Origin of the sequence: Embleya sp. NPDC056575 (genome assembly GCF_042793325.1) — a bacterium.
GTDB lineage: Bacteria > Actinomycetota > Actinomycetes > Streptomycetales > Streptomycetaceae > Embleya.
The window spans coordinates 1-16,005 of record NZ_JBHTVA010000105.1; the positions used below are offsets into that span (position 1 = coordinate 1).

18 protein-coding genes are annotated in these 16,005 nt (G+C 72.8%); 12 read left to right on the forward strand and 6 right to left on the reverse strand.

The annotated features are described in order from the left end of the window. Window positions 1-96: 96 nt before the first annotated feature. On the reverse strand, window positions 97-309 hold the full coding sequence (locus ACFRCG_RS44960) for a hypothetical protein (protein WP_380042461.1): 213 nt from the start codon (window positions 307-309) through the stop codon (window positions 97-99). A 47-nt stretch (window positions 310-356) separates the two neighbouring features. Then, the gene (cofC, locus tag ACFRCG_RS44965) at window positions 357-1,076 is read right to left on the reverse strand and encodes a 2-phospho-L-lactate guanylyltransferase (RefSeq protein WP_380042462.1); all 720 of its coding nucleotides are present in this window, start codon (window positions 1,074-1,076) and stop codon (window positions 357-359) included. Window positions 1,077-1,330: 254 nt separating this feature from the next. On the opposite strand from cofC, the gene ACFRCG_RS44970 reads away from it, so the two are divergent. The 3 genes from ACFRCG_RS44970 to ACFRCG_RS44980 all read left to right on the forward strand — a co-directional run bounded on the left by ACFRCG_RS44970 (window position 1,331) and on the right by ACFRCG_RS44980 (window position 4,411). Continuing rightward, window positions 1,331-2,161 (forward strand): lysophospholipid acyltransferase family protein, encoded by an 831-nt coding sequence (locus ACFRCG_RS44970; RefSeq protein WP_380042463.1) that lies wholly within the window; start codon window positions 1,331-1,333, stop codon window positions 2,159-2,161. After that, the gene (locus ACFRCG_RS44975; protein ID WP_380042464.1) at window positions 2,158-3,162 is read left to right on the forward strand and encodes an NAD(P)H-dependent glycerol-3-phosphate dehydrogenase; all 1,005 of its coding nucleotides are present in this window, start codon (window positions 2,158-2,160) and stop codon (window positions 3,160-3,162) included. Before ACFRCG_RS44970 ends, ACFRCG_RS44975 begins: the two co-directional genes overlap by 4 nt. 106 nt (window positions 3,163-3,268) lie before the next feature. Next, on the forward strand, window positions 3,269-4,411 hold the full coding sequence (locus tag ACFRCG_RS44980; RefSeq protein WP_380042465.1) for a D-alanine--D-alanine ligase family protein: 1,143 nt from the start codon (window positions 3,269-3,271) through the stop codon (window positions 4,409-4,411). Window positions 4,412-4,463: 52 nt separating this feature from the next. On the opposite strand, the gene ACFRCG_RS44985 is transcribed toward ACFRCG_RS44980, so the two are convergent. Both ACFRCG_RS44985 and ACFRCG_RS44990 read right to left on the reverse strand, forming a co-directional pair. Further along, window positions 4,464-4,970 carry a DUF3515 domain-containing protein gene (locus tag ACFRCG_RS44985; protein WP_380042466.1) on the reverse strand — a complete coding sequence of 169 codons (507 nt, stop codon included), beginning with the start codon at window positions 4,968-4,970 and terminating at the stop codon, window positions 4,464-4,466. 45 nt (window positions 4,971-5,015) lie between these two features. Continuing rightward, complete coding sequence (locus ACFRCG_RS44990) at window positions 5,016-5,252, reverse strand: Lrp/AsnC ligand binding domain-containing protein (protein ID WP_126642809.1); 237 nt, start codon at window positions 5,250-5,252, stop codon at window positions 5,016-5,018. A gap of 219 nt (window positions 5,253-5,471) precedes the next feature. Between ACFRCG_RS44990 and ACFRCG_RS44995 the strand changes: the two genes are divergently transcribed. Together ACFRCG_RS44995 and thiD are read left to right on the forward strand one after the other, a co-directional pair. Then, window positions 5,472-6,422, forward strand: coding sequence for a thiamine-phosphate kinase (locus ACFRCG_RS44995; protein ID WP_380042467.1), 951 nt, complete (start codon window positions 5,472-5,474; stop codon window positions 6,420-6,422). A gap of 80 nt (window positions 6,423-6,502) precedes the next feature. Beyond that, window positions 6,503-7,303, forward strand: a complete 801-nt coding sequence (gene thiD / locus ACFRCG_RS45000) for a bifunctional hydroxymethylpyrimidine kinase/phosphomethylpyrimidine kinase (RefSeq protein ID WP_380042468.1) — start codon at window positions 6,503-6,505, stop codon at window positions 7,301-7,303. A 126-nt stretch (window positions 7,304-7,429) separates the two neighbouring features. Here the strand turns inward: thiD and rpmB are convergent, their stop codons facing one another. Beyond that, window positions 7,430-7,615, reverse strand: coding sequence for a 50S ribosomal protein L28 (rpmB, locus tag ACFRCG_RS45005; protein WP_078975273.1), 186 nt, complete (start codon window positions 7,613-7,615; stop codon window positions 7,430-7,432). A 243-nt stretch (window positions 7,616-7,858) separates the two neighbouring features. Between rpmB and ACFRCG_RS45010 the strand changes: the two genes are divergently transcribed. The 4 genes from ACFRCG_RS45010 to ACFRCG_RS45025 all read left to right on the forward strand — a co-directional run bounded on the left by ACFRCG_RS45010 (window position 7,859) and on the right by ACFRCG_RS45025 (window position 13,065). Further along, on the forward strand, window positions 7,859-9,526 hold the full coding sequence (locus ACFRCG_RS45010) for a DAK2 domain-containing protein (RefSeq protein ID WP_380042469.1): 1,668 nt from the start codon (window positions 7,859-7,861) through the stop codon (window positions 9,524-9,526). A gap of 59 nt (window positions 9,527-9,585) precedes the next feature. Further along, window positions 9,586-11,859, forward strand: coding sequence for an ATP-dependent DNA helicase RecG (gene recG / locus ACFRCG_RS45015; protein ID WP_380042470.1), 2,274 nt, complete (start codon window positions 9,586-9,588; stop codon window positions 11,857-11,859). Window positions 11,860-11,944: 85 nt separating this feature from the next. Next, window positions 11,945-12,490: an RNA polymerase sigma factor gene (locus ACFRCG_RS45020; RefSeq protein ID WP_380042471.1), complete on the forward strand. Its 546-nt coding sequence runs from the start codon at window positions 11,945-11,947 to the stop codon at window positions 12,488-12,490. Then, window positions 12,487-13,065, forward strand: a complete 579-nt coding sequence (locus ACFRCG_RS45025) for a hypothetical protein (protein WP_380042472.1) — start codon at window positions 12,487-12,489, stop codon at window positions 13,063-13,065. Before ACFRCG_RS45020 ends, ACFRCG_RS45025 begins: the two co-directional genes overlap by 4 nt. Before the next feature lie 78 nt (window positions 13,066-13,143). Here the strand turns inward: ACFRCG_RS45025 and ACFRCG_RS45030 are convergent, their stop codons facing one another. After that, complete coding sequence (locus ACFRCG_RS45030) at window positions 13,144-13,323, reverse strand: hypothetical protein (RefSeq protein ID WP_380042473.1); 180 nt, start codon at window positions 13,321-13,323, stop codon at window positions 13,144-13,146. 469 nt (window positions 13,324-13,792) lie between these two features. Here ACFRCG_RS45030 and rsmD point away from each other — a divergent pair, with 469 nt between their 5' ends. The 3 genes from rsmD to ACFRCG_RS45045 all read left to right on the forward strand — a co-directional run bounded on the left by rsmD (window position 13,793) and on the right by ACFRCG_RS45045 (window position 15,970). Next, a complete protein-coding gene (gene rsmD, locus ACFRCG_RS45035) occupies window positions 13,793-14,362 on the forward strand; it encodes a 16S rRNA (guanine(966)-N(2))-methyltransferase RsmD (RefSeq protein ID WP_380042474.1) in 570 nt (189 codons plus the stop codon). 60 nt (window positions 14,363-14,422) lie between these two features. Continuing rightward, window positions 14,423-14,905, forward strand: coding sequence for a pantetheine-phosphate adenylyltransferase (coaD, locus tag ACFRCG_RS45040; RefSeq protein WP_078975266.1), 483 nt, complete (start codon window positions 14,423-14,425; stop codon window positions 14,903-14,905). 108 nt (window positions 14,906-15,013) lie between these two features. Next, complete coding sequence (locus ACFRCG_RS45045; protein ID WP_380042475.1) at window positions 15,014-15,970, forward strand: cell division initiation protein; 957 nt, start codon at window positions 15,014-15,016, stop codon at window positions 15,968-15,970. The last annotated feature ends 35 nt before the right edge of the window (window positions 15,971-16,005 follow it).

Below are 16,005 nucleotides of genomic sequence, written 5' to 3' on the forward strand. Positions count from 1 at the left end.
GGCCGGAACCCCCACCCCGGGGTTCCGGCCCGTCGCCGTGTGTCCGATCGTGGCCCGGCCCGTCGGCGCGGGTCGCGGGTGGTGCGGCCGGCCGGGTCAGCGCGGCGGATCCGGCAGCGTGTACAGCGTCACCAGCACCACCCGCCCGCCCGTCGGGTCCAGGGTCATCCGAACCCGCTGGCCGGGGCGCAGGAAGCGCATCCCGCCGGCGTCGAACGCCGCCGCGTCGAAGGGCACGGGAGAGCCGTCGTCGAGCAGCACGACGCCCTCACGCGAGTCGGTCTCGAAGGTGTACACGGTGCCCTGCATGCCCCCATTGTCACCGCCGTCGCCGCCGTCGCGGAACCGACGCGGCGTCAGGAGGCGGCGGCACGCGGCGAAAACGGCACGGACGGGAGCACCGCGGCGGTGGCCGCGCCGACCCCGAGCCCGATCGCGGCCCGCAGATCCTCGCCGGTGTCCACGTCCCGGCGCACCGAATCCACGTCGTAGAGCGTGAGTTCGACCGCGCCCGAGGCCAGGTGACGGGCCCGCGAGGGGCCGCCGAAGCCCGGCGCCAACGCCACCCCGGGGGCGGCCGCGAGCAACGTGGTGCCCACCCCCGCCGCATCCGCCAGGAACGCCCGCCGCACACCCGTCGCGGCGGCCAGCACCCGATCCAACTCCTCGGTCCGCAGCGCCGGGAGGTCCGCGGACAGCGCCGCGACGCCGGTGCGCGGTCGGGCCGCGCCGGCGATCCGGGCCCCGTGTGCGAGCGCGGCGTTCAGCCCGCCGCCGACATCGGCCACGACGTCGGCGCCCAGCCCCCGGATCGCCGCGGCGACCCGGTCGTCGTTGGTGACCACGAGCACCCCGTGCACCCGGTCGCAGGTCAGCGCGGTGCGGACGGTGTCGAGCGCGAAGGCGAGGGCGAGTTCGGGGCGATGGCCGGGACCGATCGCGCCGGCGAGGCGGCTCTTGGCGATCGACAGCGGCTTCACCGGCACCACGAGCCGCCATCGGGGCGGGGCGGAGCGGACGTGGTCGCCGGGGCCCGCGGCGTGGCGCGGGGCGGTGGAATCCGTGGCGGGGGACATCGGCAAGATCCTCGCATCCGTACCGTAAGCCCATATCCTCATCGGTCGACGAGGACGTTTCTCGACAATGCGGAAGGCCCAAGGGAAACTATGGGGTCCGCCCGTACAGCATCGATGTTCCGCCAGCATCGATGTTCCACGCCGCACGCGGGGAACGTCGATGGTGTGAGGAGCGACACGGCCGCGGAACATCGCGGTGTGCGTCCGCTCCGACACACTTACGAATTTGAACCACATGAACGGGAGGAACGCCGGTGGCCCGCCGAAGGATCGGTTTCTGGTACCGCCTGGCGGTCGTGGTGGTCAAGCCCCTGCTGTTGCTGTTCACCAAACGCGACTGGCGGGGCACCGAGAACATCCCGACGTCGGGCGGGTTCGTCACGGCGGTGAACCACATCTCCTATGTCGACCCGCTGACCTACGCGCATTTCCAATACGACACCGGCCGAGTGCCGCGCTTCCTGGCCAAATCCGGACTGTTCAAGATCCCGTTCGTCGGGCGGGTGCTGGCCGGCGCCGGGCAGATCCCGGTGTACCGGGACTCCGCCGACGCCGCGCTCGCGTTCCGCGCGGCCGTGGAGGCGGTCGAGAAGGGCGAGTGCGTCGCGGTCTACCCGGAGGGCACGATCACCCGGGACAAGACGTTGTGGCCGATGCTCGGCAAGACCGGTGCGGCCCGGATCGCGCTGACCACCGGTGCGCCGGTGATCCCGGTCGCGCAGTGGGGCGCGCACGAGATATTGCCGCCGTACACGAAACGACCCCGGTTGTTGCCGCGCAAGACGATGCACGTGCTGGCCGGCCCGCCGGTCGACCTGGACGAGTTCCGGGGGCGCGAGTTGACCGCCGACGTGCTGCGCGGCGCGACCGACCGGATCATGGAGTCGATCACCGAGCTGCTGGTCGAGCTGCGGGACGAACCGGCCCCGCCGAACGCCGGCGTGCGCCGGGGATCGGGCCGCAAGGGTGCGGTCGAGGGCGCCGAGGGAGTCGAGGTCGAGCCGACGGACGCCAAGGCGACGGACACCGAGCCGACGGACACCGAGACCGACGGCACCGCCGGCACCGCGGGCGGTCGCGCATGACGCGCTGCGCGGTATTCGGCATGGGCTCCTGGGGGACCGCCTTCTCGATCGTGCTCGCCGAGGCGGGGTGCGACGTGGTGATGTGGGGGCGGCGCCCGGAGCAGGCCGACGCGATCAACACGCGGCACGAGAACGAGGAATACCTCCCCGGCATCGCGCTGCCGGTCGGGATCGAGGCCACCACCGATCCCGCCAAGGCCGCCGAGGGCGCGGAGTTCGTGGTGTTGGCGGTGCCGTCGCAGACCCTGCGCGGCAACCTCACCGCGTGGGCGCCGATGTTGTCCGACGACGCGATCCTGGTCAGCCTGATGAAGGGCGTCGAACTGGGCACCGCGAACCGGATGAGCGAGGTGATCCGCGAGGTCGCGGGTGTGCCCGAGGGCCGGATCGCGGTGGTCAGCGGCCCCAACCTGGCGATGGAGATCGCCCAGCGCCAGCCCGCCGCGAGCGTGGTCGCGTGCACCGACGAAGACGTCGCCCGGCGACTGCAGGAGGCGTGCCACACGTCCTACTTCCGCCCGTACACCAACACCGACGTGGTCGGCTGCGAACTCGGCGGCGCGGTCAAGAACGTGATCGCGCTCGCCGTCGGGATGGCCGACGGCATGGGCATGGGCGACAACACCAAGGCGACGCTGATCACCCGCGGTCTGGCCGAGACCGCCCGCCTGGGCGCGGCGATGGGCGCGGACGCGCACACCTTCGCGGGCCTGGCCGGTCTCGGCGACCTGGTGGCGACCTGTACCTCGCCGCTGTCGCGCAACCGCACCTTCGGCGAGAAGATCGGCCGCGGCACGCCGATCGAGGAGGCCGTCCGGGACAGCCGGCAGATCGCCGAGGGCTTCAAGTCCTGTGAATCCGTACAGATGTTGGCCCGTCGGTACGGCGTCGAGATGCCGATCACCGACGTGGTCGTGTCGATCATGCACGGCGGCAAGCCCCCGACGGTCGGCATGGCCCTGCTCTCCCGCTCCGCCAAGCCGGAGCGCTACGAGTCGTGACCGGCGTCGTCGACCGGGTCGGGGCACCTTCGCCGCGATCCGGTCGGCGTCGTCACGGCGGGCCGTTCCTGCACTCGAACGCGCTCCGGGATAGGGTTGTTCGACCATGAACGACCTTTCGGGCACCCCCCACTTCTCCTCGCGCCCCCGCGTCGCGGTCGTCTTCGGCGGCCGCAGCTCCGAGCACGCGATCTCCTGCGTCACCGCAGGGAGTGTGCTGGCCGCGATCGACCGCTCCAAGTACGACGTGTTGCCGATCGGGATCGGTACCGACGGGCGCTGGATGCTCGTCGGGGACGATCCGACCCGGCTGGCGATCCAGGGCGACCGGCTGCCCGAGGTCACCGACGTCGCGGAGTCCAGCGCGACGCTGATCCTGGCCGCCGACCCCACGGAGCGCGAGATCACCGTGCTCGAGCCCGGCATGCTGCCCAAGCTGCTGGGCGAGATCGACGTGATCTTCCCGCTGCTGCACGGCCCCTACGGCGAGGACGGCACGTTCCAGGGCTTCCTGGAAATGGCCCAGGTGCCCTACGTCGGGTCGGGTGTGCTGGCCAGCGCGGCGAGCATGGACAAGGAATACATGAAGGCCCTGTTCGCCGGCTTCGGCCTGCCCTCGGGCCCGTATGCCACGGTCCGCCCCCGGGAATGGGAGCGCGACCCGGCCGCCGTGCGCGAGGCGGTGTCCTCGCTGGGCTTCCCGGTGTTCGTCAAGCCCGCCCGGGCCGGCTCCAGCATGGGCATCACCAAGGTGCACCGGATCGAGGACCTGGACGCGGCGATCGAGGAGGCCCGCCGACACGACCCCAAGGTGGTCGTCGAGGGCATGCTGACGGGCCGTGAGATCGAGTGCGGCGTACTGGAGTTCGAGGACGGGCCGCGGGCGAGCCTGCCCGCCGAGGTGCGGGTCGGCGGCGGCCACGAGTTCTACGACTTCGCCGCCAAGTACCTGCCCGACAACGGCACCGAACTGGACGTGCCGGCGGCGCTGACCAAGGAACAGACCGCCGAGGTGCAGCGACTCGCCGTCGCCGCCTTCGAGGCGCTGTCCTGCGAGGGCCTGGCCCGGGTGGACTTCTTCCTGCTGCAGAACGGGCAGTTCGTGATCAACGAGGTGAACACGATGCCGGGCTTCACGCCGGTGTCGATGTACCCGCGCATGTGGCAGGCCACCGGCGTGGACTACCCCGAACTGGTCGACCGGCTGATCTCGGCGGCACTGCGCCGCCCGAACTCGCTGCTGCGCTAGGTGTACCGCCCCTGGAGGTCGGTGAGCGGCGGCCGACGGTTCCGGTCGCCGCTCACCGCTCCGACAGGTCCAGCGTGGCCGGCACCGCGCGGCTGACCGCGTCCGCGATGTCGACCAGCGGCGCGGCCGGCTCGGCGAACTTCTTCGGCACCGACACCTCGACGTTGGCCCGACGATAGACGGTGGTGAAGCGCACTCCGCCGGCGTACTTCGAGAACGCCCACGTCACCCCGTTCACCTCGACCGAGTCGGCCGGCTCCGAGTTCACCTCGGTCGGGTCGCTCACCCGCATCGACGCGGGCAACCCCACCCCGCAGCGCAGCACGATCGCCGGATCACCCCACGCGGCGATCAGCGGCGACTTCGGCGAGACCTCGCGCGGCCCGGCGTCCATCACCTTGCTCGGCAGCGCGTCGTGCAGGGCCCGGCACGCCTCGGTCGCCGCCCCCGGCGCCGGCGTCGGCGCGGCCACCTCGATCCGCCCCGATCCGTCGCCGCACCCCGTCGCGGTCAGCGCGAGGAGCGGAAACAGGCACGCCAGAACACGGTGAGAGAGCACACCCTCGATCCTAGGCGCGTCGGGTGCGGCACTCCTTCGTCGGGGTCAGCCCAGATTGACCACCGGACACGTCAGGGTGCGGGTGATGCCGTCGATGCGCTGCACCTCGGCGACCACCAGGCGGCCCAACTGGTCCACGTCGGTGGCCTCGGCCCGCACGATCACGTCGTAGGGGCCCGTGACGTCGTCCGCCCGGGTCACCCCCGGCAGTGCGGCGACGGCTCTGGCCACCGACGCCGAACGGCCGACCTCGGTCTGGATCAGGATGTATGCCTGTACCACCACGGCCTCCCGGCGCGCAGGATGATGGGATCTTGACGGGACCCCCGCTGCTGCGACCATTGTCGGCCCGGCGGGGCTCGGCGACCACAGCGGGAGCCGATGCATCACAGGTGCCGGATCCCGAACCGGCATCTCGAACAGGCAATCCCGAAAACACACCCGGAACAAACATGGTCGACGAGGCGGATCAGGGCTGATGGGCATGGCAGGAGAGCGGCGATGAGCGGGACGCTGGGCGATCTCGGCGAGTTCGGCCTGATCGGGGCGCTGGTCGCGCGCGTGCCGACGGGGCCGCACGTGTCCCTGGGGCCGGGCGACGACGCCGCCGTGGTCGCCGCCGCCGACGGTCGGGTGGTGGCCACCATGGACCTGCTCGTCGAGGGTCGGCACTTTCGGCGCGACTGGTCGACCGCGTACGACGTGGGCCGCAAGGCCGCCGCGCAGAATCTGGCGGACGTCGCGGCGATGGGCGCGGTGCCGACCGCGCTGCTGATCGGGCTGTGCGGACCGCCGGACCTGCCCACCGGGTGGGCGCTGGAGCTGTACGACGGCCTGCGCGACGAGTGCGCGGTGGTCGGGGCGGGTGTGGCGGGGGGCGACGTGGTCGGCAGCGACACGGTCACGGTCGCGGTGACCGCGCTCGGCGACCTCCAGGGGCGCGCTCCGGTCGTGCGCTCGGGGGCCCGGCCGGGCGACGTGGTCGCGGTCGCCGGCTGGCTGGGCTGGTCGGCGGCGGGGCTGGCGATCCTGGGCCACGGGCACCGCGCGCCGCGCGCGTTCGTGGAGGCGCACCGTCGGCCCGAGCCGCCCTACGACGCCGGGCCCGGCGCGGCGGTCCTGGGCGCGACCTCGATGATCGACGTCAGCGACGGTCTGCTCGCCGACCTGGGCCACGTCTCGCGCGCGTCCGGCGTGCGGATCGACGTGTCGTCCGATCGACTGGACGTACCGGCGCAGATGCGCGACGTGGCTCGGGCGCTCGGCGCCGATCCGCTCAACTGGGTACTCACCGGCGGCGAGGACCACGCGCTCGCGGCGACCTTCCCGGCGGGCACCGCGCTGCCGGCGCGCTGGCGGGTGATCGGACGGGTGCACACGGGCACGGGGGTCACCGTGGACGGGCGCGACCCCGACGTCGCCGGCGGGTGGGATCACTTCGACCGCGGCTGACGGTCGTGGGCCGAAGATCGACCGGCGGCCGTCGGGGGCGGGAAAGTGGGCCCGAAACGGGCGCGGATAGGCTGCACGGCATGGTGCAGACTCCTCCGCGTGTGCTGACGGTGGCCGGCTCCGACTCCGGTGGTGGCGCCGGGATCCAGGCCGACCTCAAGACGATGCTGGCCCACGGCGTGCACGGAATGAGCGTGATCGCCGCGGTGACCGCGCAGAACTCGCTCGGCGTCCAGGGCTACTGGGAGCTGCCGGCCGAGGCGGTGCGGGCCCAGTTCCGCAGTGTGGTGGACGACATCGGCGTGCAGGCGATCAAGACCGGGATGCTCGCGTCGCCGAACCTGGTGGCGGTGGTCGCCGAATTGCTGGGCGATGTAGGGGTGCCGGTGGTGGTCGACCCGGTGGCCTCGTCCAAGCACGGCGACACGCTGCTCGCCAACGACGCGCTGGAGACCCTGCGCACCCGGCTGCTGCCGGTGTCCACACTGGTCACCCCCAACCTGTACGAGGTCGAGCTGCTGACCGGCCACAAGGTGCGCGAGCGTGCCGACATGCGCGGCGCGGCCGAGGCGATGCTCGGCTTCGGCCCGAGCTGGGTCCTGGTCAAGGGCGGCCACCTGGAGGGCGAGGCCGCCGACCTGCTCTTCGACGGCACCGACGAGCGTTGGTTCACCAGCCCGCGCTACGACAACCGGCACACCCACGGCACCGGCTGCACGCTGGCCAGTGCGATCGCCTCGCGGCTCGCGCTCGGCGACACCGTGCCGGACGCGGTGGCCGCGGCGAAGGAGTACGTCACCGGCGCGATCCGCGCCGGCTTCCCGCTCGGCGAGGGCATCGGTCCGGTGGACCACGCCTGGCGGTGGCGCGACCGGTTCTGAGCGACGCACGGGCCCGGGGACACGGCCGATCCCCGGGCCCGTACCGATGCACCCGCCCCGGACATGCCGAAGGGCCGGTCCACCCAGGGGTGAACCGGCCCTTCGAGAAGTCGAGCAGTCGCGCGACTAGCGGGAAACCTTGCCCGCCTTGATGCACGAGGTGCAGACGTTGAGGCGCTTCGGCGTGGCACCGACCTTCGCACGCACCGTCTGGATGTTGGGGTTCCAGCGACGGGGCGTACGGCGGTGAGAGTGCGAAATGCTGTTGCCGAAGCCCGGCCCCTTGCCGCAGACGTCGCAGTTGGCAGCCACGGGAACACTCCAAAGACGAATGGGAATTGCGTACGAACGCGTGCCGGCGAATGCCGGACAACCGCAGAAGAGTAACCGACGGACCAGGCGATGCGCGAACCCGGGATGATCCGGGCATGGGCAATCGGTCGATCTCGCCATGCTTCCCGCCAAGCCTAACCCATCCGGGTAGGCCGCTTCACCGCTCCCCGTCTCGATAACCTGCCGGCGAACGGGACGCGCACAATCGGATTCGTACAGGAGGTGGGCGTGCAGGGCCTGCTGGGAGAGCTGGACGGTCCGGCGGTACGCCGCTGGGGTCGCGTCGCGCTGGAGTTGCTGGGCCGGGCGCGCGAGGAGATCGACGCGCTCAACGTGTATCCCGTGCCCGACGGCGACACCGGCACGAACCTGTTCCTGACCCTGGAATCGGGAACCGCCGAGATCGACGCGCTGTTCGGCGCCGACCTGCCCGAACCCGATCTGCCGACCGCCTTCCGGGCGCTCGCGCACGGTGCGCTGATGGGTGCGCGCGGCAACTCCGGGGTGATCCTCAGCCAACTCCTGCGCGGCATGGCCGAGCGGTTCGAGGCCGAGCAGACCGAGGCACGCGCGAGCGGCCGGGAGGTGCCCGCCGGGCTCGCCTTGGCGCACGCGCTGCGCACCGCCGCCGACGCCGCGTACGCGGCGGTGGCCCGGCCGGTCGAGGGGACCATGCTCACCGTGGCCCGGGCCGCGGCCGATGCCGCAGCCGGGGCGGGCGAGGAGATCCGACCGGTGGTGCGGGCCGCCGCGACCGCCGCCCGCGGCGCGCTGGCGCGTACCCCCGAGCAACTGGACGTGCTGCGCCGGGCGGGTGTGGTGGACGCCGGCGGGCGCGGGCTGACCGTGCTGCTCGACGCGCTGCTCGCGGTGGTCACCGGCGAGCGCTCGGCGTACCGGATCCACCCGCACCAGGTGCACACGCCCGTCCCGGTCCCGTACGCCGACCCCGTAGGGTCCGAGGAGGACGCCGGCGGCGGGCCCGGGTTCGAGGTGATCTACCTGCTCGACGCGCCCGACGACGCGTTGCCGGCGCTGCGCGAGCGGCTGGGCGCGCTCGGCGACTCGCTCGTGGTGGTCGGCGGCGAGGGGTTGTGGAACGTGCACGTGCACGTGGACGACGCGGGCGCCGCCGTCGAGGCGGGCATCGCCGCGGGCCGCCCGCACCGGATCCGGATCACCCACCTGGAGCGGATGCTCGTCGGCACCGCGGCCCCCGAACCGGCGCCGACGCGCGGGATCGTCGCGGTCGCCCACGGCGACGGCCTGGCCACGCTGTTCGCGGAGAACGGCGCGCACGTCGTGCAGGCCGGGCCCGGCCGGGGGCCGTCCACGAGCGTGCTGGTGGACGCGATCCGGCGGACCGAGGCGCGCGAGGTGGTGCTGCTGCCCAACGACGCCGACTGCCACGCGGTGGCCGGGGTGGCCGCCCAGCAGGCCCAGGCGGCGGGGGTACGGGTCCAGGTGATCCCGACCAAGGCGGCCGTCCAGGGCCTGGCCGCGCTCGCCGTGCACGAGCCGGGTCGGCGCTTCGACCAGGACATCGTCGGGATGACCTCGGCCGCCGGCGCGACCCGCTACGGCGCGCTCACCGTCGCCGTCCGCGAGTCGTGGACCATGGCCGGCGTCTGCCAGGCGGGCGACGTGCTCGGCGTGATCGAGGGCGACATCGCGGTGATCGGCCAGGACCAGCGCGAGACCGGCACCGTGGTGGTGGACCGGATGCTCGCCGGCGGCGGCGAACTGGTCACCCTGGTCACCGGCAGCGCCTGCCCGCCGGGCCTGGCCGCCGCGATCGAGCGCCACCTGCGGGCCACCCGGCTCGGCGTGGACGTGATGGTCTACGAGGGCGGCCAGGAGGTGTATCCGCTGCTGATCGGGGTCGAGTAGGCGCCGACCCGGCGGTTGGACCGCGTCGATGACACCGTCGCCCAGTACCGTTGGGCGGCATGTCGCGCCTTGACGAACCGCTGAAGAAACTCGTCGGCGACCGCACGGCGACGGTGCTGGCCAAATCCCTCAAGCTGGACACCGTCGGAGATCTGCTGCGCCACTACCCCAGGCGCTACGCGGAGCGCGGGCGCCTGACCGACCTCTCGCGCCTGGAGCCCGAGGAGCACGTCACCGTGATGGCGGAGATCGCCAAGGTGACCAAGCGCCAGTTCCGCAACCGACGCGGCAACCTGCTCGAGGTCGAGGTCACCGACGGGCGCGGCAAACTCACCCTGGTCTTCTTCAACCAGGCCTGGCGCGAGGAGGAACTGCGGCCCGGCCGGCGCGGTTTGTTCGCGGGCAAGGTGGGCCGGTTCAACAACGTGGTCCAGCTCAGCCAGCCCGACTACCAACTGGTCGGCGAGGACGACGAGGACGGCGTGGCGAACCTGTTCGCCGGTGCGCTGATCCCGGTCTACCCGGCGGCGGCGAGCATGCCGTCCTGGAAGATCGCCCAGTGCGTCGGCATGGCGCTGGACACGCTCGGCGAGATCGGCGACCCGCTGCCCGCCGAGATGCGTACCCGGCGCGGCATGCCGGGCCTGGCCGAGGCCCTGGTCCAGGTGCACCGCCCCACCTCCTGGGAGGACGTCGCCGCGGCCAAGGACCGGCTCAAGTGGGACGAGGCGTTCGTCCTGCAGATCGCCCTGGCCCGCCGCCGTCGCGACGCCCGTGCCCAGTCCGCGGTGGCCCGCCCCCGCCGTGCCGACGGCATCCTCGACGCTTTCGACGCCCGCCTGCCGTTCGAGCTCACCGACGGCCAGAAGGACGTCTGCGCCGAGATCGAGGCCGACCTGGCCGGCGAACACCCCATGCACCGCCTCCTCCAGGGCGAGGTGGGGGCCGGGAAGACGTTGGTGGCGTTGCGGGGGATGCTCACCGTGGTGGACGCCGGGGGGCAGACGGCGTTGTTGGCGCCCACCGAGGTGCTGGCCCAGCAGCACTACCGGTCGATCGTGGAGATGCTCGGGCCGCTCGCGGAGGGGGCCGGCATGCTGGGCGGATCCGAGGTCGGGACCAAGGTGACCCTGCTCACCGGGTCGATGGGAGTGGCCGCGCGCCGGGCCGCGCTGCTCGATCTGGTCACCGGCGAGGCCGGGATCGCGATCGGCACACACGCGTTGATCGAGGACAAGGTCGAGTTCCACGACCTGGGCCTGGTGGTGGTCGACGAACAGCACCGGTTCGGCGTCGAGCAGCGCGACGCGCTGCGCGGCAAGGGCAAACGGCCGCCGCACCTGCTGGTGATGACCGCGACGCCGATCCCGCGCACCGTGGCGATGACCGTGTTCGGCGACCTGGAGACCTCGATCCTGGCCCAACTCCCCTCCGGGCGCTCGCCGATCGCCACCCACGTGGTCCCGGCGAAGGAGAAGCCGCACTTTCTCGATCGTGCCTGGGAGCGGGTGCGCGAGGAGGTGGGCAAGGGCCACCAGGCGTACGTGGTCTGCCCGCGGATCGGCGACGAGGAGGACGACCCGAAGGCGAAGAAGAAGGCCGGGACGAAGGCCGGGCGCAAGGGCGCCCGCCGGCGGGACGAGGACCTGCCCGCCGAGGCGTACCTGGACGACCCCGACGACATCGGCGCCGACGCCGACGGCGGGGCCGAGGAGCGCCGGCCGCCGCTGGCCGTACTCGACATCGCGGCCGCGCTCGGCGAGGGCCCGCTGGCCGGTCTGCGGATCGCGGTGCTGCACGGCCGGATGGCGCCCGAGGACAAGGACGACGTGATGCGCCGGTTCACCGCCGGCGAGGTGGACGTGCTGGTCGCGACCACGGTGATCGAGGTCGGCGTCAACGTGCCCAACGCGACCGCGATGGTGATCATGGACGCCGACCGCTTCGGCGTCTCCCAACTGCACCAGCTGCGCGGCCGGGTCGGCCGGGGCAGTGCCCCGGGACTCACCCTCCTGGTCAGCGAGATGCCCGGCGGCACCTCGGCGCGCGAACGCCTGGACGCGGTCGCGGCGACCCTGGACGGCTTCGAGCTGTCCCGGATCGACCTCGAACAACGCCGCGAGGGCGACGTGCTCGGCGACGCGCAGTCCGGCTCCCGCTCCTCGCTGCGCATGCTGGAGGTGGTCCGGGACGAGGAGTTGATCGTGGCCGCCCGCGAGGAGGCGAGCTCGATCGTGACGACCGACCCCGACCTGACCGAACACCCCGACCTGCGCAGCGCGCTGGCCAGCATCCTCGACGACGAGCGCGCGGAGTACCTCGACAAGGGCTGACCGCCCTCGCTCCGCTCCGACGCGCCCCCCGCGATCACCCGTTCGGAGCACGCGCGACGCCCGGCCGGTTGGTTACCAATGGGCCATGGACGCACGTACGGGGGACGAGGGCTTCGACGCGCTCTTCTGCGGGTTGCTCCCTCGGTTGTACCGGCGGGCGGTGTTGCTCGCCGGCGAGGGCAGCGCCGAGGACGCGGTGCACGAGACCTACCTGAAACTGGCCCGCAGACCCGACCGGCTCCTGGGCCACCCGGAGCCGTACGCGTACGCGTTCCGTGCGCTGGTCAGCGTCACCCGCGACATGTGGCGGGTGCGCAGCCGACAGGTGCCGCTGGCCGAACCGCCCGAACCCGACTACGCGCACGCGGACGCCGCCGACCCGATCGCCCGGCGCGAGGCCGAGTGGGAGGCGGTGCGGATGCTCGGCTCGCTGCCCGCGAAACAGGCCGCGGCGGTGCTGCTGGTCGACCTGGACGGCTACACGATCGACCAGGCCGCCGAGATCCTGGGCGTGCACCGCGGGACGGTGTCCCGCTCGCGCGAGCGCGCCCTGACCCGACTGCGCGCCGGCCTGGGCGGCCCCACCGGCCGGTTCCGCCGCCGGGATCGGCACGAAGGAGTGACCCGGTGAATCCGTCGCCCCCCGACCTCGACGACCCCGACGACGCGGTCCGCGAACTGCGCGTCCGGCTGCGCGACGCGGACGCGGACTGCGTCGAACCGCCCGGGCTCGCCGCACGGGTGACACGCCGGCCGGCCCCGCGCCCGAGGTGGCGCGGCGCGTTCGCGACGGCGCTCACGGCCGTCGTGGTGGTCGCCGTGGTCGGCCTGAGCGCGTTCCTGGCGGGCCGGCACAACCCCGCCGAGCGGCCGACGCCCAAGCCGCCCGCCGCGCGTGCGGCCAGCGTGCAGGGCGAGGTGTACAACTCGGAGGAGCCGTGTCGGGCGCTGCGCACGATCGAGTGCTCGCTCGGCGTCTTCCGCACGCCGGCCCTGTCGTCGCGGACGGCCGACCTGGCCGAACGGGTCTGGCACGGCGACCGGGTGCTCCTGATCTGCCTGCTCGCCGACGGCCCGCGCGTCACCGACGAGACCGGCGTCGCCTCCCGGCACTGGTATCGGGTGGTGGTGCTGGGCACCGGCGCCGAGGGCTGGCTGCCCGGCGTGCGCACCCGCAACGAGACCGAGGTCCCGGACTGCACGTGAGCCGGGGCCGCCCCGGCACGGGCCGGACGCGACCGGGGGAGGGGACACCCCGCCCCCGGCCGCGCCGGGACGCGCCGGTCAGCAGTGGTACATGCCCGGCATCGGGTCCTGCGGGGTGAACACCCGCTGTGCGGGCAGGAAGCCGTGCCCGCCGTCGTCACCGTCGGTGTAGTACCAGATGTTGTTGCCGCCCGAGTGCGGGTCACCCTCGGTCCAGCAGCTGAAGTAGCTGTAGGTGGTGGTCGGCCGGCTGACCACGGGGCCCGGAAGGAGGGCTGGGAGCGCAGGTCGCTCGCGCCGTTGCCGCAGTGCAGGGTGCCGTTGCCGTCCACGTGGCAGTTCGCCTCGGTGGCCTGCGGGGCGGCCGAGGCGGCGACCGCCGGGGCCGCGCCGGACGCGGCCGGCGCGACGCCCGTCACGGCCATGGCGAGGAGGGTGCGGAGCTTCATCGGGATCTCCCGGTGCGTGGGGTGGATGTCGCCGAGCGGGTCGATCACACGGATCGACGCGACGGATCGACGCGGTCGTCGCACGGCGGTGGCGCCCCCGCCGTGCACACCCTCCATACGATCGGGAACCTCTGCGTGTATGACGCGTCACGCACGGTGTCCGGGCCCGGATGCCGTCGGCCGCGACCAGTCGATAGCGTGGACGCCATGCCGGATACGTACGCCGAACCCGCCCCCGTCGCCGCCCACACGGCCGTCCCCCGTCCGCGAGCGCGCGGATGACCCGGGTGATCGCCGGCGCGGCGCGCGGTCGCCGGCTCGGTACCCCGCCGGGGGAGAACACCCGGCCGACCTCGGACCGGGCCCGCGAGGGGCTGTTCTCCACCCTCCAGTCGCTGCGCGGCACCATGCACGGCGCGCGGGTGCTCGACCTGTTCGCCGGCTCCGGCGCGGTCGGCCTGGAGGCGCTGTCGCGCGGCGCCGCGCACGCCCTCCTGGTCGAATCCGACGCCAAGGCGGCCGGCGTGGTCCGGGAGAACATCCGCCTGGTCGGCCTGCCCGGCGCCGAGCTGCGGCCGGCCCGGGCGGAGAAGACGGTCGGCGCGCCGTGCCCCGGCGAGCCGTACGACGTGGTTTTCCTCGATCCGCCGTACGCGGTCACCGACGGTGAGGTGGGCGCGCTGCTCGACACACTCGCCGAACACGGCTGGTTGGCGGCCGACGCGCTGATCGCGGTCGAACGGGCCACGCGCGGTGGGCCATTCGCGTGGCCCGCCGATTTCGTCGAGATCAGATCCCGTCGCTACGGCGAGGGAACGCTCTGGTACGGTCGCGCCGCGCAAGCCTGATCAGGCGGCCGGACCGTCGGGTCCGCACCCGCCGGCACCCGATTTCGAGGGGAACCTCCGTTGCGTCGAGTCGTCTGCCCCGGTTCGTTCGACCCGGTCACCAACGGTCATCTGGACATCATCGGCCGGGCCTCCAGCCTCTACGACGAGGTCTACGTGGCGATCGGCTTCAATCGCGCCAAACGCTCCGGTCTGTTCACCATCGAGGAGCGCATCGACATGCTCCACGAGGTGGTCGAGCAGTACGGGAACGTCAGGGTCGAGGCGTTCGAGGGGTTGCTGGTCAACTTCTGCAAGGAGCGTGAGATCCCGGCCATCATCAAGGGGCTGCGCGCGGTCACCGACTTCGACTACGAGTTGCAGATGGCCCAGATGAACTACGGTCTTACCGAAGTGGAGACCCTGTTCGTCGCGACGAACCCCCTCTACAGCTTTCTGTCGTCGAGTCTCATCAAAGAGGTCGCGACGTACGGAGGCGACGTGTCCGGCCTGGTGCCGGAGACGGTGCTACGTCGGCTCACCGAGCGGCTCGCGCAGGGCTGACGCGGCACGTGCCTCGTCACCGGGCCGAACGCCCGGGGCGAGTCGGTCCGTCACGCGATGCCGGCGAACACGACGGCTACCGTCGGTTTGAGGAGAGAGAGCAAGCCCGTGGACGTGCAGCCCAAGCTCGATGAACTGATCGCCCTGGTGGAGAACGCCCGCTCGATGCCGATGTCGGCGTCCTGCGTGGTCAATCGCGCGGACGTGGTGGCCCGGCTCGAGGAACTCAAGAACCTGCTGCCCGAGGAGTTCCAGCACGCCCGCCGGGTGCTCGGCGACCGCGAGTCGGTGATCGAGGAGGGGCGTCGCGAGGCCGAACGGGTGCTGGCCAAGGCGCGCGAGGAGCGCGGTTCGCTGGTCGCCGACACCGAGGTGGCGCGCGAGGCGTACGGCGAGGCGGAGCGGATCCTGACCGAGGCCCGCCACGAGGCCCAGCGCATCCGCGAGGAGGCCGACGACTACGTCGACCAGAAGCTGGCCAACTTCGAGGTGGTGCTCACCAAGACGCTCGGCGCGATCGGCCGGGGCCGCGACAAGATGCGCGGCCGGCGCCCCTCCGACGAGCTGGGCGAGTACATGCAGGCGCAGGAGCTGGCCGACGCGCAGGCCAAGGCCCGCCCCGGCAGCCTCCAGGCCCAGCTCGACGGCCACGAGGAGACCTTCGCCGCCCCGCAGCAGCAACAGCCGCAGCAGCCCGGCCGGCCGGAGTACCCGAGCGCGCCGCCCGCCGCGCCGACCGTGCCCGCGCAGGCCGGCCCCTACGGCCAGGACACCTACGCGCAGCCCGGCTACGGACAGCCCGCCTACGCGCAGGGCACGGGCGTCGACAACGGCTACGCCGGCGGCTACGAGGGCCAGTACGACATGGGCCAGTACGATCAGCACGGGCAGCCGCAGTACCCGGGCCCGCACGACCAGGCGCAACACCACGCCGGGCCGAACACCGGACAGCAGCCCGCCTACGACCCGCAGGGCGGCTACGGCCAGTCGCTGGACGAGACCAGCTTCTTCGACACGAGCCTGATCGACGTGCGCCAGTTCCAGCAGGACGGCGGTCGGCAGTAGCCGGCTCGCCCGACCTGGTCCGGCGCTTCGCGCGG

Coding starts and splice junctions, on each gene's coding strand:
- ACFRCG_RS44995 (WP_380042467.1), top strand. CDS start 5,472: ATGAGCGGGACGCTGGGCGATCTCGGCGAGTTCGGCCTGATCGGGGCG.
- ACFRCG_RS45020 (WP_380042471.1), top strand. CDS start 11,945: ATGGACGCACGTACGGGGGACGAGGGCTTCGACGCGCTCTTCTGCGGG.
- ACFRCG_RS44980 (WP_380042465.1), top strand. CDS start 3,269: ATGAACGACCTTTCGGGCACCCCCCACTTCTCCTCGCGCCCCCGCGTC.
- rsmD (WP_380042474.1), top strand. CDS start 13,793: ATGACCCGGGTGATCGCCGGCGCGGCGCGCGGTCGCCGGCTCGGTACC.
- thiD (WP_380042468.1), top strand. CDS start 6,503: ATGGTGCAGACTCCTCCGCGTGTGCTGACGGTGGCCGGCTCCGACTCC.
- ACFRCG_RS44960 (WP_380042461.1), bottom strand. CDS start 309: ATGCAGGGCACCGTGTACACCTTCGAGACCGACTCGCGTGAGGGCGTC.
- recG (WP_380042470.1), top strand. CDS start 9,586: ATGTCGCGCCTTGACGAACCGCTGAAGAAACTCGTCGGCGACCGCACG.
- ACFRCG_RS44975 (WP_380042464.1), top strand. CDS start 2,158: ATGACGCGCTGCGCGGTATTCGGCATGGGCTCCTGGGGGACCGCCTTC.
- cofC (WP_380042462.1), bottom strand. CDS start 1,076: ATGTCCCCCGCCACGGATTCCACCGCCCCGCGCCACGCCGCGGGCCCC.